This window comes from Acinetobacter sp. AOR43_HL, assembly GCF_027854635.1.
Classification (GTDB): domain Bacteria; phylum Pseudomonadota; class Gammaproteobacteria; order Pseudomonadales; family Moraxellaceae; genus Acinetobacter; species Acinetobacter pittii.
This window is the reverse complement of the sequence record NZ_JAKTHX010000032.1, coordinates 27,847-43,823: the sequence shown is the minus strand read 5'-3', so window position 1 is coordinate 43,823 and position 15,977 is coordinate 27,847. Positions and strand designations below refer to the sequence as shown.

The window sequence follows — 15,977 nt, the reverse complement described above, 5'->3', positions numbered from 1 at the left end:
AGGGGATTTTTTTATGAGAAATTACATTTGGCTCTGGATATAATTTTCAATACCAACATTGCCAATAAGATCAATTTGAGTATCTAGCCAGTCCCAGTATTCTTCTTCTTTTTCTAGAATTTCTTGAACAAGGTCACGAGTGACATAATCTTGCTCTGTTTCAGCTAAAGCAACCGCTTTTTGAATTGCTTCTATATTTTCTTTTACTTTACGAATGTCACAGTGCAGAACTTCTTCTGTGTGTTGACCAATATAAAGCTTACCTAAATGTTGAAGGTTAGGTAGTCCTTCTAAAAATAAAATACGTTCAATGATTTTATCGGCATGTTTCATTTGACGAATTGATTCTTTATATTCAGCAGAGCCAAGCTGCTCAATTCCCCAGTCATTAAACATACGCGAATGTAAAAAGTATTGATTAATTGCAGTTAAATGATGATACAGCACTTGATTGAGCTGATTAATGACATCACGATTGCCTTTCATTGTAGCTACTCCAAAACAATTTCTGCCTCAAACTTAATTAAGGCAATCTATAAATCCATTTTAGTGAACAATCACGGAGATGGCGAGTAATTTATGGAACAGCAAATGAAAATCGCAATCAAAAACAACACAATATTAGAAAGGAGGTTTTCAAGTCAAAAAAAACCGCTTGAATGAGGAACTATAAAGGTTCCGCAAAAAGCGGTGGAGGAGTCAATAAATTTTGTTAAATATTAATTTTTATTATGCAGCTACAGAAATGCGAGCAGCGATTTCTGCTAATTCTTCGCTAATGATAGCGCGGGCTTCTGGTGCACAGCGTCCACAGCATGTACCAAGATCAAGCAAGTCGCGAATTTCACGATAGCTTTCAGCGCCATTTTCAACAGCGTCTTTAATATCCTGATCGGTAATGCCACGACACAAGCAAACGTACATGGGAGTGATCCCCAAATATAAATGCGATAATTGATATTATTGATAATTATTATCGTTTGTCAATGAAATTCATTTAAAATCTCATTTATCATTATTGGGATTTTGAATAAAAAAAGACCACCTAAGCGGAAATCCAAGAAGAATTTAGATTTTTATGCCAAGGTGGTTCGTGTTTTAAAAAACTAAATAGTGAAATTCAGATATTTTAATTTTTGTATCTTATTGATTAATAATTACAATTCCGTCCATTTCTACTAATGCGCCTTTTGGCAAGCTTGCTACACCAAGAGCTGCACGTGCAGGGTAGGGCTGAGCAAAATATTCACCCATAATTTGGTTTACGAGTTGGAAATTTGATAGATCAGTTAAAAAAATATTGAGCTTAGCAATATCTGCAAGTGAACCACCAGCAGCTTCACAAACTGCTTTTAAATTATCAAATACACGGCGAATTTGAGCTTCGATACCTTCTACAAGTTCCATACTGTATGGGTCTAAACCAATTTGCCCTGAAAGATATAACGTATTGTCTACTAAAATAGCTTGAGAGTATGTGCCGATAGCAGCAGGGGCATTTTCAGTATGAATGACTTGGCGGGACATTTGGTTCTCCTTGATTAAATCTATTTCCATCATAATCGATGATAGCTTTGGACAAAAGTATCATCGATTTAATTCATTAAGTGAATTTGGAAAGTTTGATTTTGTTAAGGAAACATAAATCTAGTCAATTGTCTCTATAGAAATTTAGCTTACTTTTGAAATTTCCATTTGCGGAGCAGGAGCGTCTAAACGTTCAATCCGTGGGAAACCATAGTGCATGCGTAAATCACGAATGACTTTTGCAATGTGCTTACGGTTATTCACTACAATATTCACAAAAGTTCTTTGCTCATTTGAGTGAACCATCTCTACACCAGCATTGTTTTTACGGCATTGATAAATCAGATCTGATACTTGTTCATCATTCATCGCCATATAAATAGCAAGGTAGGCTGTAAAACGGACATCATCTACATCATCTGCTTTCCATTGAAGCGGCATAATATTCTCAGGGTGTAGATGTTGTTCATGTAGTAAGTTATGACAGCGAATACGATGCACAATTAACCCGCGACGCGTTAAATGTCCTTGGATTGGATCGCCTAGAATAGGGTTGCAGCAGTGTGCATATTTAACGTCGACTCCTTCAGTACTTTGAATAAGTCGATCTGAGTTTTCTACTTGCGGATGTTTGTCATGAGCAAACAAGTGATTTGCTACAAGCTGAGGTAGTAAATCACCAACCGCAATTTGTTCAAACAATGTATTTTTATTATCGATGTGGCGCCACTGCAATAGATCTAACCAGTCAGCTTCAGAAAGATCATTGATTGAACGATTAAAAAGTTTTAGTGCACGAGAAAGGGCTTGTGCACCAACTAGACGTTGTTCTTCGATATCTTGATCTTTAAGCACATGCTGTAATGCACGACGCGCTTTTTGCGTATTAATAAAGCTTAGCCAGTCTGGGTTTGGTGTCGCTAAAACATCCGTAATAATCTCGATAACCTGACCGCTAACTAAAGGGGTAGAGAGTGGTTTAATCTCTCCATCGACTTTTGCACCAACCGCATGGTTACCTAAAAATAAGCTTGCTGAATAAGCAAAATCAACTACGGTAGCGCCTTGCGGTAGCTCATGCAATTGACCGTGTGGTGTATATACCCAGATTTTTTCTTGGTGTAGATAATCAAGCAAATCATTAAAAGTTGTTTTAGCACATTCACCGTCAATTAATGTATTTAAGTTCTGCATTGAAGCTTGAATGGCAGAGCGGCAAGTTTGCGGCGCATTTTCGCCTAACACTACCCCAAAACGGGCAGCTTTACGCATAAGCTCGGTTTGAATGGTAAGAGATAGTGTTGTTTTTTCGCCTTTAAGTTTAATCAATAAAGACTGATTACCGCCGGGTAATGGTCGACGAATGTGGTCTTGGTACTGGATAACCTGAAAGTTTTCTCTTAATGCTTCTTCTAAGCGGTCACAGTCAGCAATGCTTTGTAGAACTATTTCAAAAGCATGACTATGGGTAAGCTCTTGGAGATCCATCTCGTTTTTAACGAAATGGCGTAATAATTCGATATTGTTATTTTTCTTTTTAATACGGCCTTGAATATGATAATTATGCAGAAGTTCAGCGAGGTTTTGTTCCCAAATACTTTGATATTTACAACGTTCGGGCTTTGTTTGAAGCAAAGCATTTTGAACGTTATCAAACATATCAAGGTCAAGGTTTTGATAACAAAGATTTTCTAAATTATCGCCCATTTCATTCATGCCGACTAATCTTGCCATCGGTACAAATATATCAAAAGTTTCTTGAGCGATGCGGGCACGTTTATCTGGACGTAAAGCACCTAGAGTGGTCATATTATGATAGCGATCTGCTAATTTAATAATGATGACACGTGGATCTTGTAAGGTCGCTTGCAGAATTTTTCGGAATGAAGCTGCTTTATTATATTCTTTATCGCTTGATTGGCTAAGTTTGGTTACACCATCGACTAGCTCTGCAACTGTTAGGCCAAACTTTTCAATAATATCTTCTTTTGTATATTGAGTATCTTCAATAACATCATGCAAAAGTGCTGCCATTAAAGTTTCAGCATCTAAACGCATGTTTGCAAGAATGCAACTTACAGCGATAGGGTGCAGAATATAGGGCTCACCACTTTTACGTGTAATGCCAGTATGCGCTAGATCGGCAAAATCGCAGGCAGCAAGCACTTTTTCGACTTCGCTTACCGATAAGTAAGGGTCGATAATCAATTTGAGCTGTTGCTTGGCTTGGCTGACCTCTTCGCCTGGCATAAATCACCCTTTTTCCTATTGCTGAAAAACTAAATCTATCTGCTTCTTAATGAAAAGCATATTGCGGAACTTGTCAATTTTTTCATTTGAAAAAGTGTATTTTTTTTTCAATGAAAATAATTGCTTTTCTCAATATGTTTAAATATGGGACAAAGCCAAATAAAAAACCATCGCAGAAAAACGATGGTTTTTTTATGAAACAGGGTAAATTAGAAAGAAAAACCTTCTAAATTTAAGCTGTTTGTAGAAAGGGCAAGATCAAGACTAGAAGTTTGGTAATCTTGCTCACGTTGTTTAAGAATTTCTTTCGTAACGTGCCCTGCCGCGATTTCGCGCAAAGAAACTACAGTCGGTTTGTCGTTATCCCATTCTACAGTTGGCTCCATGCCTTGACGTGCCAATTGACGAGCACGTTTACTTGCAACGAGCACAAGCTCAAAACGGTTGTCTACATGATCTAAACAATCTTCAACGGTGACGCGTGCCATAAAAGTTCTCGTTCTGGAATGGTAAATTTGAACAGACTAAATAGTATAAAAGGCTTTCGATCTAGACTCAAGTTATTCCTGTTTCGGTTGAGGAGTAATCAAGTCCTGAATTAAAGCTTGATGACGTTTTGCTTGCTGCGATAGCACCAAACGGTTCGCTGTAATGACAGCTTCAAGCTCATGTAAAGCTTTATTAAAATCATCATTGATAATGATGTAATCAAAGTTCGTGTAATGCTGCATATCTTCTACTGCACAGCTTAAACGATGCTCAATGACTTCAACTGAGTCCGTGCCACGGTTAGATAAACGCTGACGTAAATCAAATTGAGTTGGGGGTAAAATGAATATTTGCTTGGATTCAGGGAAAAGTTTGCGTACTTGTTCTGCACCTTGCCAATCAATTTCAAGTAAGACATCGTGTCCTTGAGCTAGCTGTTGTTTTACCGTAGCTTGAGAAGTGCCATAGTAGTTACCAAATACTTCAGCGTATTCGATAAATCCATCATGGTTGACTTGGTCTAGAAATTCATCTTTTGTAGTGAAGTGATAGTGAACACCATCTAACTCACCGGGACGTTGACCTCGGGTTGTATGCGAGACTGAAACATGTAAATTGCTCACACGGTCAAGCAGGGCTTTTACCAAAGATGTTTTGCCCGTTCCTGATGCAGCAGAAACGACAAACAATAGACCCGACATGATATTTTTCCTGATATGATAAAATATCTTCGCTATTGTAGTGTACCGTGCGTTTAAACTGAATAGTTTTAATTGCAAATATTCAAGAGAAATTCCCCTGTTTTATTAATTTTGAGGCTGTTATGGAAATTGTGTTAGCTAATCCGCGTGGTTTTTGTGCCGGTGTTGATCGAGCCATAGCAATCGTCAATCGGGCTTTAGAATGTTTCAATCCTCCTATTTATGTACGTCATGAAGTTGTACACAATAAATTTGTGGTAGATGACTTACGCCAAAGAGGGGCTGTTTTCGTTGATGAGCTGGACCAAGTGCCAGATGATTCTATTGTAATTTTCAGTGCGCACGGTGTTTCAAAAGCAGTTCAGCAAGAAGCAGAGCGTCGAGGCTTAAAAGTTTTTGATGCAACTTGTCCATTGGTGACTAAAGTACATATTGAAGTAACTAAATATGCTCGCGAAGGGACAGAAGCTATTTTAATTGGTCATGAAGGGCACCCAGAAGTTGAAGGCACAATGGGGCAATATGACAAATTAAAAGGCGGTGATATTTATCTGGTTGAAGATGAAGAAGATGTTGCTGCACTTACCGTACGACATCCTGAAAAACTTGCATTTGTGACTCAAACGACGCTTTCTATTGATGATACAGCTAAAGTTATTGATGCTTTGCGTGCTAAATTTCCGCATATTCAGGGTCCGCGTAAAGATGACATTTGCTATGCAACTCAAAACAGACAAGATGCTGTGCGTGATTTAGCTGAAAAGTGTGATGTGGTTTTAGTTGTAGGTTCACCTAACTCATCAAACTCAAATCGATTACGTGAGCTTGCAGAGCGTATGGGTAAAGCCGCTTACCTTGTAGATAATGCTGATCAGTTAGAGCAGTCATGGTTTAATGAGACGTGTAAAATTGGTGTTACTGCTGGTGCCTCTGCGCCAGAAATTTTGATTAAACAAGTGATTCAACGTTTACAAGATTGGGGTGCTCAAGCACCGAAAGAATTAGATGGACGTGAAGAGAACATAACCTTTAGCCTTCCTAAGGAATTACGTATTCATGTGACTCAAGCGTAAAGTGTGATGTATTTAACATACTGATTTTAAAAAGTTAAACAGATAATTGTTGATATGACAGTTATCTGTTTTTTTATACCCTTTATCTGCTTTGTATTTGTTTTGTAAACATAAGACGTAAAATTTAATTAATAAATAAAAAATTTTAAAGTTTATTTGGGGTGTGGGGATGAGGGGAATTATTCCGCAAGACGGGTTCACCTTGGTTGAGCTTATGGTGACGATTGCGGTTATGGCTATTATCGCGATGATGGCTGCACCATCTATGTCGAATTTATTAGAAAGCAAACGATTAGATGGAAACCAGCGAGATCTAATAAATACTTTATCGGAAGCAAAGAGCCAAGCCATACTTGGTCGACAGAACGTTTCTATTAATCTGAATTCAACAGCTTCAAATACTCCCACTTCCTTGAATTGGAAAGCTGATTCCAATAACAGTCTTGAGCTTAAAAATATCGCTGCTAACGGTACGCAGAGTTCGTTAACAGCGACGACTTTAACTTTTAATGCGAATGGGGTGATAACCAATATCACCCAAGACACACTTTTATCTATCTGTAATTCAAAAATAAATAAAAAGAAAATTCTTATTTTAACAAAGCTTGGCACATTAATTTTTAAAGCTGAGGAGACATGTTAATGCAGGGCTCTAAACAAAAAGCTCAAGTTGGGGTGGGTTTATTAGAGGTGTTGGTTGCCTTAATTTTAATTGCGATAGGGGTTTTAGGATATGTTGCCTTGCAAGTCCGGGCTATGGATGCTTCTTCAGAGGCATTAAGCAAATCTCAAGCGATTATGATCATGAGAGGATTAGCAGAAAACATTCGCATAAATAGTTCTCAAGCTAGTCAGTATCCCGCATTTGTCCGTAGTTATAGCAATTATTCATCTACTACCGCAGCTCCTACGTTGTGTTTCAATGCAGCTTGTACACCTTCTCAGCTTGCCCAATTTGATGCATATCAAGCAGCAAGAAATGCTGATCAACTTGGCATGAAAATTACAATGACAAATTGTCCAGGGGTTACAAGCACAATGGCCCAGCAGAGGCAATGTTTGTTTGTTTTTTGGGGAAAAACCGCTCCGGTAATTACAACAAATGAGGGAGTCACGAGCGCGGATGTGTCGAGCTGTATGAGTACAAATGGCGTTTATGTCAATAATTCGAACTGTTTAATGATGGAGGCATATTAATGGCTCACTCATTTGTATCATGGAAGCAGCGAGGCTTTACATTAATTGAGCTGATGGTTGCATTGGCTTTAGGTCTAATTTTAGTAGCCGCGGCGACTCAATTATTTATTGGTGGACTTCTATCAAGCCGTCTACAAAAAGCAAATGCTGAAATACAAGATAGCGGTATTTTTGGCTTGGAATATATTGCCCGTGATATACGCCTTCTAAATTATGGAAATGTAACCAACCCAATATTAACTGATACAACCCCTTGGGGCGGTGTTGTATTAACTGGCTCAACTGCAACCAATAACAACAATGTTAATTTTGTCCCTAACGTTGGAACAAATACTTATATTGCTGACACATTACTTAGTCGTGGTGCAGGGGATACGGTGAGTAATGTGAGTAATCACTGGAAAGGTCTTTCAAATATACAGAACAGTTCAGATGCTGCTGTGCAAAGTGATCAGCTGACTATCCAATTTATTGCACCTACGAATATGACCAATTGTGAAGGTGTAAATGTACTTGCAGGTGATTTAATTGTAGAGCGTTATTTTTTACGTCTGGATAGCAATGGTAGTTCCCAGCAAGATTATGCACTTGCATGTGATGCAAATACTCCCTCTGCTGTAGCCACAGCTCAACCGACCACTGTTGCTGGGTTAGGCGACGCTGGTCAAATTGTATTGCCGCGTATTGATCATTTCCATGTGCTGTTTGGTGCAAAAAATGCGGCTGGCAATTTTGCTTATTATACCATTCCCCAATATCGCGCTGCTGCACAGGCTGCCCGAGATGCCACACCATCTGTGATGCCGCCACGAATTCTTTCAATACAAATGTCTGTATTAGCGCGCTCTACTAATAATGCCCAAAGCAAAGCAATAGATCCTGAGCAATCTTTTTTTATGTTAGATCAAACCGTGCATGCTTCTGATAATACAACTCGATTCTTACGCCGCACTTATAACTTAACAATTGCTCTACGCAACGCGATGGGGGAAAGTCTATGACCCATTTAATTCATAAGAGTAGATCTAAGGAAAAAGGGGCAACCCTTATTGTTGTGCTTATTATTTTATTGATTGTTATTTCTGTAGGTGTTTTAGCAATAAGAGTGGCTATTGTTTCTTTAAAAGTTGCTACCAATAGTCAAGTGAGCCAATTAAATTTTCAGTCATCTGACACACCTTTAGAACTCATTGTGCAGATGAATCCTACCACCCTAACTAATATTACCAATGTGATTGGTGCCGCGCTTAAAGAGCATGAAAGTAATCCTGGTGCGGAATACAACTTTTGTTATAAGCCTGTTTCTACAGCAACAAATTTTGCTCAGACCAGAGGCGCAAGTTTACTTCGAGCAGGAAGTGCTAATAATGCGGTTGTTGAAGATGGCGGAGTGGCGGGTTTCTGCGATTTAACAAGTGACTATGGTAGTAATCGTCAAGCAGTGGTTACCCAAGTTGCTGTAAGTGTTCCAACAGATGCTGCTAGCGATATTCCTGGCTCAAATTTACCACGAGGAACAAACACCTCGGAAGGTACGCAACTACCTAAAAGCATGTTGTCTACACAACGTATTCGAGTGATTACAACTGCTTTTTTGCCAGCCTATGCTTCTACCTCTATTGAGACTTTACAAAGCGATTGCTTAAGCACAAGTTCGGCAAAAATTAGCGACAATTTTGATACCGCATTAACGGCTAAACAAACATTGGCGGAGTGTTTGGCAAATCATAACGTGCCTTTTAGTACTCAAGTTCAAGAATTTAACTATACCAATAAACTCACTCAAATTACGGCACCAGGTTCATAACGGGGAATATCGTGAAACTAAAATTGAAGAATTTTAAGCCAAATAATTTATGGTATGCCATCTGTTCGAGTTCGGTTGCTTTTACATGGCTAATGACAAGCTCCGTGGTGCAGGCGAGTGATTTACAAATTTATGCTTCACCTACAGCGGGTAAAAAAACCATTGTGATGATGTTGGATACCTCCGGTTCAATGGGGGTAAATAGTAGTAGTAATTCAATTAATGCAGATTATGGAGTGTGTTCAGATCGTACAACTGTGCAAACTGATAGTGGAGGGAGCGGGTCGTATACATATTCCAGAACGTACTGCTCGGTGGCTTATTCGACTTCAACTTCGTCGAATTATCAAAGATTAAAGGACAAGTGTTACAATCCTAATAAAAATGCTGATGGTAGTTATAGCGCTCGAACAGATTCCTTGAAATGCTATGATCGAATATCAAGGCTAAAGGATGGTATGTTTGCATTTTTGGATAGTAATAACTCCAGCTTAACAAATGTCCGGGTGGGATTGGGTCATTATTCCGTCAATGGGTCAGGAAATGCAGGAAAGATATTAGTACCAGCCGCTACTCTTGGTGCTACTAATTCAACCCAAAGGAATGCTATACGTACAGCTGTGATGGGGCTGACTGCAAGTGGAGGAACACCTACAGCCGCTGCATATGCTGAAGCAGCTGCATATTTGATGGGAACAACAACTAACGCACCAGTACAAATTGCAGTTGATGTTTATAGAAAGGAAGAAACAAGAAGTATAAGTAGTTATCAATGTCCTAGCAGCAGCTATCCTTATTTGAGAACCAATGTGGCACCGCCGCTTTGCTATGAAAGATATGAGTCTTGGAGATCTCAACCATATCGAGGTAATAGTACCGAAGCTATACCAGTATATGGTCCTATTATAACTACTTACTATAGATGTGATAGCTTGAATGCTACAGATTTTAGTAATGAAATACAGACTTGTCGTTTTAATGGTTGGGTTTCTTTAGGGGGAACGGCTCCATCTAATCTTGCTCAAGATGGTTATTATACTGACGGAAACAATACTATTTATTACAAACAGGAAATGCAACTAGGAGCTAACTCGTATAGTGGTTTTAGTAGTTCTATTTCTGACTCTAAAAAAGCAGACTTACTTAGTTACGCCTCACCACTGCCAGCGGCTGCTGATCGAGTAAGTTGTGATGGTCAAGGAGTTTATATTCTATCTGATGGTGAGCCGACAAATAAGACTGATTCGACCCTTAATTCTGTTATGAATGCTAGTCTGAGTAGTACGAATTTTGATTGCGCTGCATCAGGTGCACTAAGTAGTACTAACGATTGGCATTGTATGAGTAACTATGCGAAAAGACTTTTTAATGGTGGTGTAATCCAAAGCATAGTTGCTAATGCGACGAATCCTGTCAATGTTCCCATACAAACTGCTTTTGTGGGTTTTGGTAATGACTTTACAAGTTTAGGATCTAGTGATGTCGTTAATGCATGTAAATTGACATCCCGAACTCAAACAGATCGCGCAGGTGATGATGCTTGTTCGCCGAATCAAGGAACAAACGCAATTGCTAATCCAGGTTATGGTAATGGAGGGTTTTTTGCAACGCAAACACCACAAGGTGTGACTGATAGTGTTATCGCATTTATTAATAACTTGGGTGCAGCACCTTTAGCACCGTTAACAACAGGTGTGATCTCTGTTCCTTATGATGCACTAAATCCTAAAAATTTACAGGAATATGGTTACTTACGTGCTTTTGAGCCAAACCCGGCTAACACCTACTTAACATGGCGAGGAAATTTAAAGAAATATCATGTTGTTTTATCGGGAACAAATGCTGGTGCTTTTGAAGCTAATACTGGTGGGTTGGTTTATAACGCAACTGGGGCATTTAGAACGGGTACAAAAGATTATTGGAATAGCTCTACTTATAATGATGGAGGTAAAGTCTTTTTTGGCGGTTCATATGCAAAAGTTCCTTTACCAATTGCTGGACAAAATGAAACACGCGATGAAGAAGGAAATATCACAAAATATTATTACGCAGTACAAACTAAAATCCGCAACTTATTTACTGATGTTTCCGCCGTCGCATCAGATGGTAGCTTAACGAAGCTATCAACTTCTGGAACTAATTTGCTAAAAATTCCAGCTACTCCACCAGAAGGAACTAATCCTTTTGATAGTGTGGCTAATACAGCAAGTTATGTTTTAGGAAAATTTAATGCATCAACGGGACAAGATATTTTAAAAGCTTTCCCAATTAGCTTGAAATTAAAAATATTAAATTATCTAGGTTACTCAACTGATATTAGCGCTACGACTTTACCTTCTTCATTAGTTACATCGAATGAACCATATTTATCGATGGGCGGTAGTATTCACTCTTTACCGGTACAGCTTACCTATAATGGAACATTAGATGAAAATGGGAATTTAACATCTGCGCGTGAACAATCCATTCTCTATGGAACGATGGAAGGTGGTCTGCATATTGTGGATGCCTCAACTGGTGTAGAACAAATGGCTTTCGTTCCCGCTGATATATTAAATAATCCAGTTGCATCAAAAGCTTTAGTGGTTGGTCAAAGTGATGCTTCAGCCCCTGCTCACGGTATGGATGGAGCTTGGATATCTGACCCTGCATATAGTATTACTACAACGGTAAGCGGTAGTTCAGCAGTATCAAAAGTAACTGCAAAGCAAATGAATATTTATGGTGGTATGCGAATGGGGGGCAGCAGTTATTATGGCTTAAATGTCTTAAATCCTGCTTCACCTAAGCTCCTCTTTAGAGTAGGAGCAGACCAAACTGATTATAGTCGTATGGGGCAGAGTTGGTCTAAACCTGTACTTGCAAATATACGTTATAACGGGGTGATTAAACGGGTCATGATTGTTGGTGGTGGCTACGACCAATGTTATGAAAACCCGAATATTACCTTGAGTAACTCTTGCTTTACGAATGGAAAAGCAAAAGGGAATGCTGTTTATATTATTGATGCTAAAACTGGAGAGCGCTTATGGTGGACTAGTGATACAGGCTCTAATATAGATAACTCTAATATGAAGCACAGTATTGTTAGTCGCATTAGTACCTTGGATCGAGATGCTGATGGTTTGGTAGACCATTTATACTTTGGCGATTTAGGCGGACAAATTTTCCGTATCGATCTTAATAATAACCAGACAAAAACAAATTCAACTTATAGCAGTTTCGGTATTCGAGTTGTTCGATTAGCCAATTTAGCAACGAATGACTCAACTTATGATGCCTCGAACGACTATACCGCTGGGAATGCGCCGCGTTTTTATGAACCGCCAACAGTGACAATTCATGATTATGGAATCCGCACTTTTATTACTGTCGGTATTGCTTCAGGTGACCGTAGTACACCTTTAGATGTTTATCCGCTTACAGGTCGTGAGGGGATGTCACCGAGCACAGCATTAAGCGGAAGACCTGTAAACAACGTTTATGGAATTATCGACAAAGACTTTATTAAAAAGAATTTAATGTTTTTAACAGATAGCCAGCTTGAAACGAAAGATATTACTCGATCAACGCTTCGAAAAAATCCACAAATTTTACGGTCTGGGGAAACACGAGTAGCACAGATTTTCTTTCCAAACACTGGGACGGGACAAAACGGTTGGTATCGCTCGCTTTCTAGTATGAGCGATGGCACAGAGAAAGCTAATAATAGTTTCCGTATTAAAGGTGGACTGAAAGCTTTTGAAGAGCCTATGGCAATTACAGGGACTTTAATTGTGCCTGTTTATGATCCACAGGGAACAGGTATTGTAGCGGCAGACCCATGTTTACCCCGTGTAGTAGGTGAAACTGACCAGCAGACGTTCTGTTTACCATTTGGCGCGTGCCTTAATTCTGATGGGTCAATCGATCAAAATAAAGAGAATCACAGTGGGTTTGAAACACAAACGGGGAATACCTGCCCAGTAGGAGTTTCTGAATGTAATGAAAATGTTATTGGCTCTGGTATTCGTGGCGTAACATTTGTACCAACGGAGGATAACCCACCTGCGACTAATAGTTGTGGGAAATTAAAGCTGTCTGGTAATGAGCAAGGGACTGGACAGTGGCAATGTACGAGTCATTTAGTTCCTACGCGTTGGTATGAGCGTTATCGTTAAGGGATGACTGATGAATAAATATTATGTTCTGCGGTTTAATCAGGGGGTTACCTTGATTGAGCTCATGGTTGTCATCGTGATTGTCGCTATTTTTGCTTCGATTGCTATCCCTTCATATCAAAGTTATAGCCGTAGAGCGACGGCTTCTGCTGCTAAAGGTGAAATTCTAAAATTGGCAGAACAGTTGGAACGGCATAAATCCAAGAACTTTACCTATAGAGGATTTACCACCACATCTGTAACTTTGCCACGGGGTGGTTATACGATTGAAATTAGTGATGATACGACGACAGGAAATTTATTGACGAATGCTGCTGCAAATGGGCAAACATGGGTCATTAAAGCGACAACTACAGATTCAAGAAACTTTAATTTTATTGCTAAGAATTCAGGTTTGCGCTGCCAAAGTTTAACAGCTACAGCTGTTGATAATGACTGTGGTGGAACAGTCACTTGCAATGTATGTGAAACAAATAGTGAGAATTGGCAATGAAGAATGGTTTTACCTTAATAGAACTCATGATTGTAGTAGCAATAATTGCAATTTTAGCAGCTATAGCGACACCTTCGTATTTGCAGTATTTACGCAAAGGGCATCGTACAGCTGTTCAGTCTGAAATGATGAATATTGCCCAAACATTAGAATCAGAAAAAGTAGTTCACAATCGTTATCCGTCGAATGCGACGATTACTTCGATTTATGGTTCTAGTGTCAGTCCTCAACAAGGCCAAGCCTTATATAACTTAGCTTTTTCTAGCATAACTGATTCAAGCTGGGTGTTAACTGCTACACCTATTGCTACTAGTTCTCAAGCTGGTGATGGGATCATTTGTCTTAATGATCAAGGGCAAAAATTCTGGGCAAAAGGTGCAACTGATTGTGCGTTATCTGCCACATCAAATTGGCTACAGTAATTTTAAATTCAAAACTGCGGATAACTCAAAAAATAATCTTTCTTTCAGGGCGAAAATCACGTAGAATGTCGCCCTCTATGAAAGGGGTTTGAAGTGTTGCCGATGGTCGGTGCAGGGATAATCCGTAAGAATTATAAGGCTTTTATCATGGTTGTTATTCGTTTAGCACGTGGCGGCGCAAAAAAACGTCCATTCTATCAAATCGTTGTGACTGACAGCCGCAATGCACGTGATGGTCGTTTTATCGAGCGTATCGGTTTCTTTAACCCGACTGCACAAGGTCAAGCAGAAAAACTTCGTTTAGATGCAGACCGTTTTGCTCACTGGGTTTCTCAAGGTGCTCAACCTTCTGAACGTGTTGCTTCTTTAGCTGCTCAAGCTAAAAAAGCTACTGCATAATTTTTTGTAGTAGGTAGCCCATGACATCAACACAGAATGTTCCCGAAGATCGTATTCAGATTGGACAGTTACGTTCAGCTTATGGATTGAATGGGTGGCTCTGGGTGTATTCAAATACAGAACCTATGAGCAACATGTTTGACTACCTGCCTTGGTACATTGAGACCAAGGCCGGTTGGCAAACAATAGATGTAAAACGTTGGAAACCACATGGCAAAGGCCTAGTTGTTGCGTTGAAAGGTGTGAGTGATCGCACTGGGGCGGAAAGCTTGGTTGGCGCTAATATCTGGATTGCTAAGTCTCAACTGCCAAAAGCAGATGTAGATGAATACTACTGGTCAGATTTAAAGGGCTTAACCGTGTTAGGTCTTGATGAAGAAGAACAGGAAGTAAACTTAGGGAAAATTCATGAGTTGTTTGAAACTGGAGCTAATGATGTGATGGTGGTGCATGCTACCCCAGACAGCATTGATTCAGAAGAGCGCATGATTCCTTGGCATAAAGATGTAGTACAACGTGTTGATCTTGAAGCTGGTCGTATTTACGTCAATTGGGGCGTAGATTATTAATCCTTTTAGGATTAATACAGCAGGAAAATAGAGGAGTCTGTGATGTTTTTTGCAGTCATTACGCTTTTTCCTGAAATGTTTGAAGCGATTACAGCCTACGGCATCAGCGGACGTGCGGCAAAACGAGATATTGTACAAGTCACTTGTATTAATCCTCGTGATTTTGCTGAGGGAAACTACAGAAGAGTGGATGAACGTCCATTTGGTGGTGGCCCAGGTATGGTGATGATGGCTGAGCCTTTGGCGAAAGCAATTGCACATGCCAAACAGCTTGCCTTACAAGCAGGACGTGTTCATGTTCCTGTGGTGTATATGTCCCCACAAGGCAAAACCTTAAATGAACAGGCAGTACAGCAGTTTGTTGATTATGACGGCTTAATTGTACTGTGTGGACGTTATGAGGGGGTAGATGAACGTTTGATCCAGCATTATGTTGATCAAGAATGGTCAATTGGTGATTATGTTCTATCTGGTGGTGAACTGCCCGCTATGGTGTTACTTGACAGTATTATTCGCCGTTTGCCGAATGTAATGTCAGATGAACAATCAGCAGTACAAGATTCTTTTGTTGATGGTCTTTTAGATTGTCCGCAATATACAAAGCCTGACCATTTTGAAGGGCTGGATGTGCCAGAGGTATTAAAATCTGGACATCATGGCAACATTGAAAAATGGCGCTTTTTGCAGCGATATCAACGAACTCTAGAGCGTCGACCTGAGTTGGTCGAAAAGGTTGAGTTGACTAAGCAGCAAAAGAAATGGCTAAAAGATATGCAAGTGAATAACGGTAACTCTTAATCGTTATTCTCAAGAACGAAAGTTCTGCAACAAGACGAGAAGCAATGCTTCGAGTTAAAGCATAAAACTATTTAATGAATAGTTTTATGTAA

The 15,977-nt window shown here is 39.5% G+C and carries 16 protein-coding genes and 3 pseudogenes; 12 read left to right on the top strand and 7 right to left on the bottom strand.

Annotated features, from left to right (window positions below; genetic code table 11):
- Positions 1–21: 21 nt before the first annotated feature.
- Together bfr and MKL33_RS15395 are read right to left on the bottom strand one after the other, a co-directional pair.
- Positions 22–486 carry a heteropolymeric bacterioferritin subunit Bfr gene (bfr, locus tag MKL33_RS15400; RefSeq protein ID WP_005067113.1) on the bottom strand — a complete coding sequence of 155 codons (465 nt, stop codon included), beginning with the start codon at positions 484–486 and terminating at the stop codon, positions 22–24.
- 243 nt (positions 487–729) lie between these two features.
- Positions 730–924 (bottom strand): bacterioferritin-associated ferredoxin, encoded by a 195-nt coding sequence (locus MKL33_RS15395; protein WP_009392016.1) that lies wholly within the window; start codon positions 922–924, stop codon positions 730–732.
- Between the two features lie 102 nt (positions 925–1,026).
- Here MKL33_RS15395 and MKL33_RS15390 point away from each other — a divergent pair.
- Positions 1,027–1,104: pseudogene (locus MKL33_RS15390) on the top strand (hypothetical protein); the annotation flags it as partial.
- Positions 1,105–1,143: 39 nt separating this feature from the next.
- On the opposite strand, the gene MKL33_RS15385 reads toward MKL33_RS15390, so the two are convergent.
- The 5 genes and pseudogenes from MKL33_RS15385 to gmk form a co-directional block, all read right to left on the bottom strand.
- Complete coding sequence (locus MKL33_RS15385; protein ID WP_002116996.1) at positions 1,144–1,527, bottom strand: RidA family protein; 384 nt, start codon at positions 1,525–1,527, stop codon at positions 1,144–1,146.
- A gap of 144 nt (positions 1,528–1,671) precedes the next feature.
- A complete protein-coding gene (locus tag MKL33_RS15380; protein ID WP_002116807.1) occupies positions 1,672–3,777 on the bottom strand; it encodes a RelA/SpoT family protein in 2,106 nt (701 codons plus the stop codon).
- Between the two features lie 15 nt (positions 3,778–3,792).
- Positions 3,793–3,948, bottom strand: a pseudogene (locus MKL33_RS15375) (hypothetical protein).
- 38 nt (positions 3,949–3,986) lie between these two features.
- The gene (gene rpoZ, locus MKL33_RS15370) at positions 3,987–4,265 is read right to left on the bottom strand and encodes a DNA-directed RNA polymerase subunit omega (RefSeq protein ID WP_002116990.1); all 279 of its coding nucleotides are present in this window, start codon (positions 4,263–4,265) and stop codon (positions 3,987–3,989) included.
- A gap of 72 nt (positions 4,266–4,337) precedes the next feature.
- Entirely contained in the window at positions 4,338–4,967 is a 630-nt protein-coding gene (gene gmk, locus MKL33_RS15365) for a guanylate kinase (RefSeq protein WP_005804544.1), read from the bottom strand.
- 122 nt (positions 4,968–5,089) lie between these two features.
- Here gmk and ispH point away from each other — a divergent pair, with 122 nt between their 5' ends.
- From ispH to trmD, 11 genes and pseudogenes are all read left to right on the top strand, one after another.
- Complete coding sequence (gene ispH, locus MKL33_RS15360) at positions 5,090–6,040, top strand: 4-hydroxy-3-methylbut-2-enyl diphosphate reductase (protein WP_002116992.1); 951 nt, start codon at positions 5,090–5,092, stop codon at positions 6,038–6,040.
- A 169-nt stretch (positions 6,041–6,209) separates the two neighbouring features.
- Complete coding sequence (locus MKL33_RS15355) at positions 6,210–6,683, top strand: pilus assembly FimT family protein (protein ID WP_069037140.1); 474 nt, start codon at positions 6,210–6,212, stop codon at positions 6,681–6,683.
- A complete protein-coding gene (gene pilV / locus MKL33_RS15350) occupies positions 6,677–7,237 on the top strand; it encodes a type IV pilus modification protein PilV (RefSeq protein ID WP_081313918.1) in 561 nt (186 codons plus the stop codon). The genes MKL33_RS15355 and pilV overlap by 7 nt, the downstream gene beginning before the upstream one ends.
- A complete protein-coding gene (locus MKL33_RS15345) occupies positions 7,237–8,238 on the top strand; it encodes a PilW family protein (RefSeq protein WP_069037138.1) in 1,002 nt (333 codons plus the stop codon). The genes pilV and MKL33_RS15345 overlap by 1 nt, the downstream gene beginning before the upstream one ends.
- Positions 8,235–9,044, top strand: a complete 810-nt coding sequence (locus MKL33_RS15340) for a PilX N-terminal domain-containing pilus assembly protein (protein WP_068526925.1) — start codon at positions 8,235–8,237, stop codon at positions 9,042–9,044. The genes MKL33_RS15345 and MKL33_RS15340 overlap by 4 nt, the downstream gene beginning before the upstream one ends.
- A gap of 89 nt (positions 9,045–9,133) precedes the next feature.
- Positions 9,134–13,204: pseudogene (locus MKL33_RS15335) on the top strand (pilus assembly protein); the annotation flags it as partial.
- Positions 13,205–13,214: 10 nt separating this feature from the next.
- Positions 13,215–13,697 (top strand): type IV pilin protein, encoded by a 483-nt coding sequence (locus tag MKL33_RS15330; RefSeq protein ID WP_086399355.1) that lies wholly within the window; start codon positions 13,215–13,217, stop codon positions 13,695–13,697.
- Positions 13,694–14,119 carry a type IV pilin protein gene (locus MKL33_RS15325; RefSeq protein WP_014207809.1) on the top strand — a complete coding sequence of 142 codons (426 nt, stop codon included), beginning with the start codon at positions 13,694–13,696 and terminating at the stop codon, positions 14,117–14,119. Before MKL33_RS15330 ends, MKL33_RS15325 begins: the two co-directional genes overlap by 4 nt.
- Before the next feature lie 147 nt (positions 14,120–14,266).
- Complete coding sequence (rpsP, locus tag MKL33_RS15320) at positions 14,267–14,518, top strand: 30S ribosomal protein S16 (RefSeq protein ID WP_000260334.1); 252 nt, start codon at positions 14,267–14,269, stop codon at positions 14,516–14,518.
- 20 nt (positions 14,519–14,538) lie between these two features.
- Entirely contained in the window at positions 14,539–15,087 is a 549-nt protein-coding gene (rimM, locus tag MKL33_RS15315; protein ID WP_002116736.1) for a ribosome maturation factor RimM, read from the top strand.
- Positions 15,088–15,129: 42 nt separating this feature from the next.
- On the top strand, positions 15,130–15,885 hold the full coding sequence (gene trmD / locus MKL33_RS15310) for a tRNA (guanosine(37)-N1)-methyltransferase TrmD (RefSeq protein ID WP_086399354.1): 756 nt from the start codon (positions 15,130–15,132) through the stop codon (positions 15,883–15,885).
- Positions 15,886–15,977 lie beyond the last annotated feature (92 nt).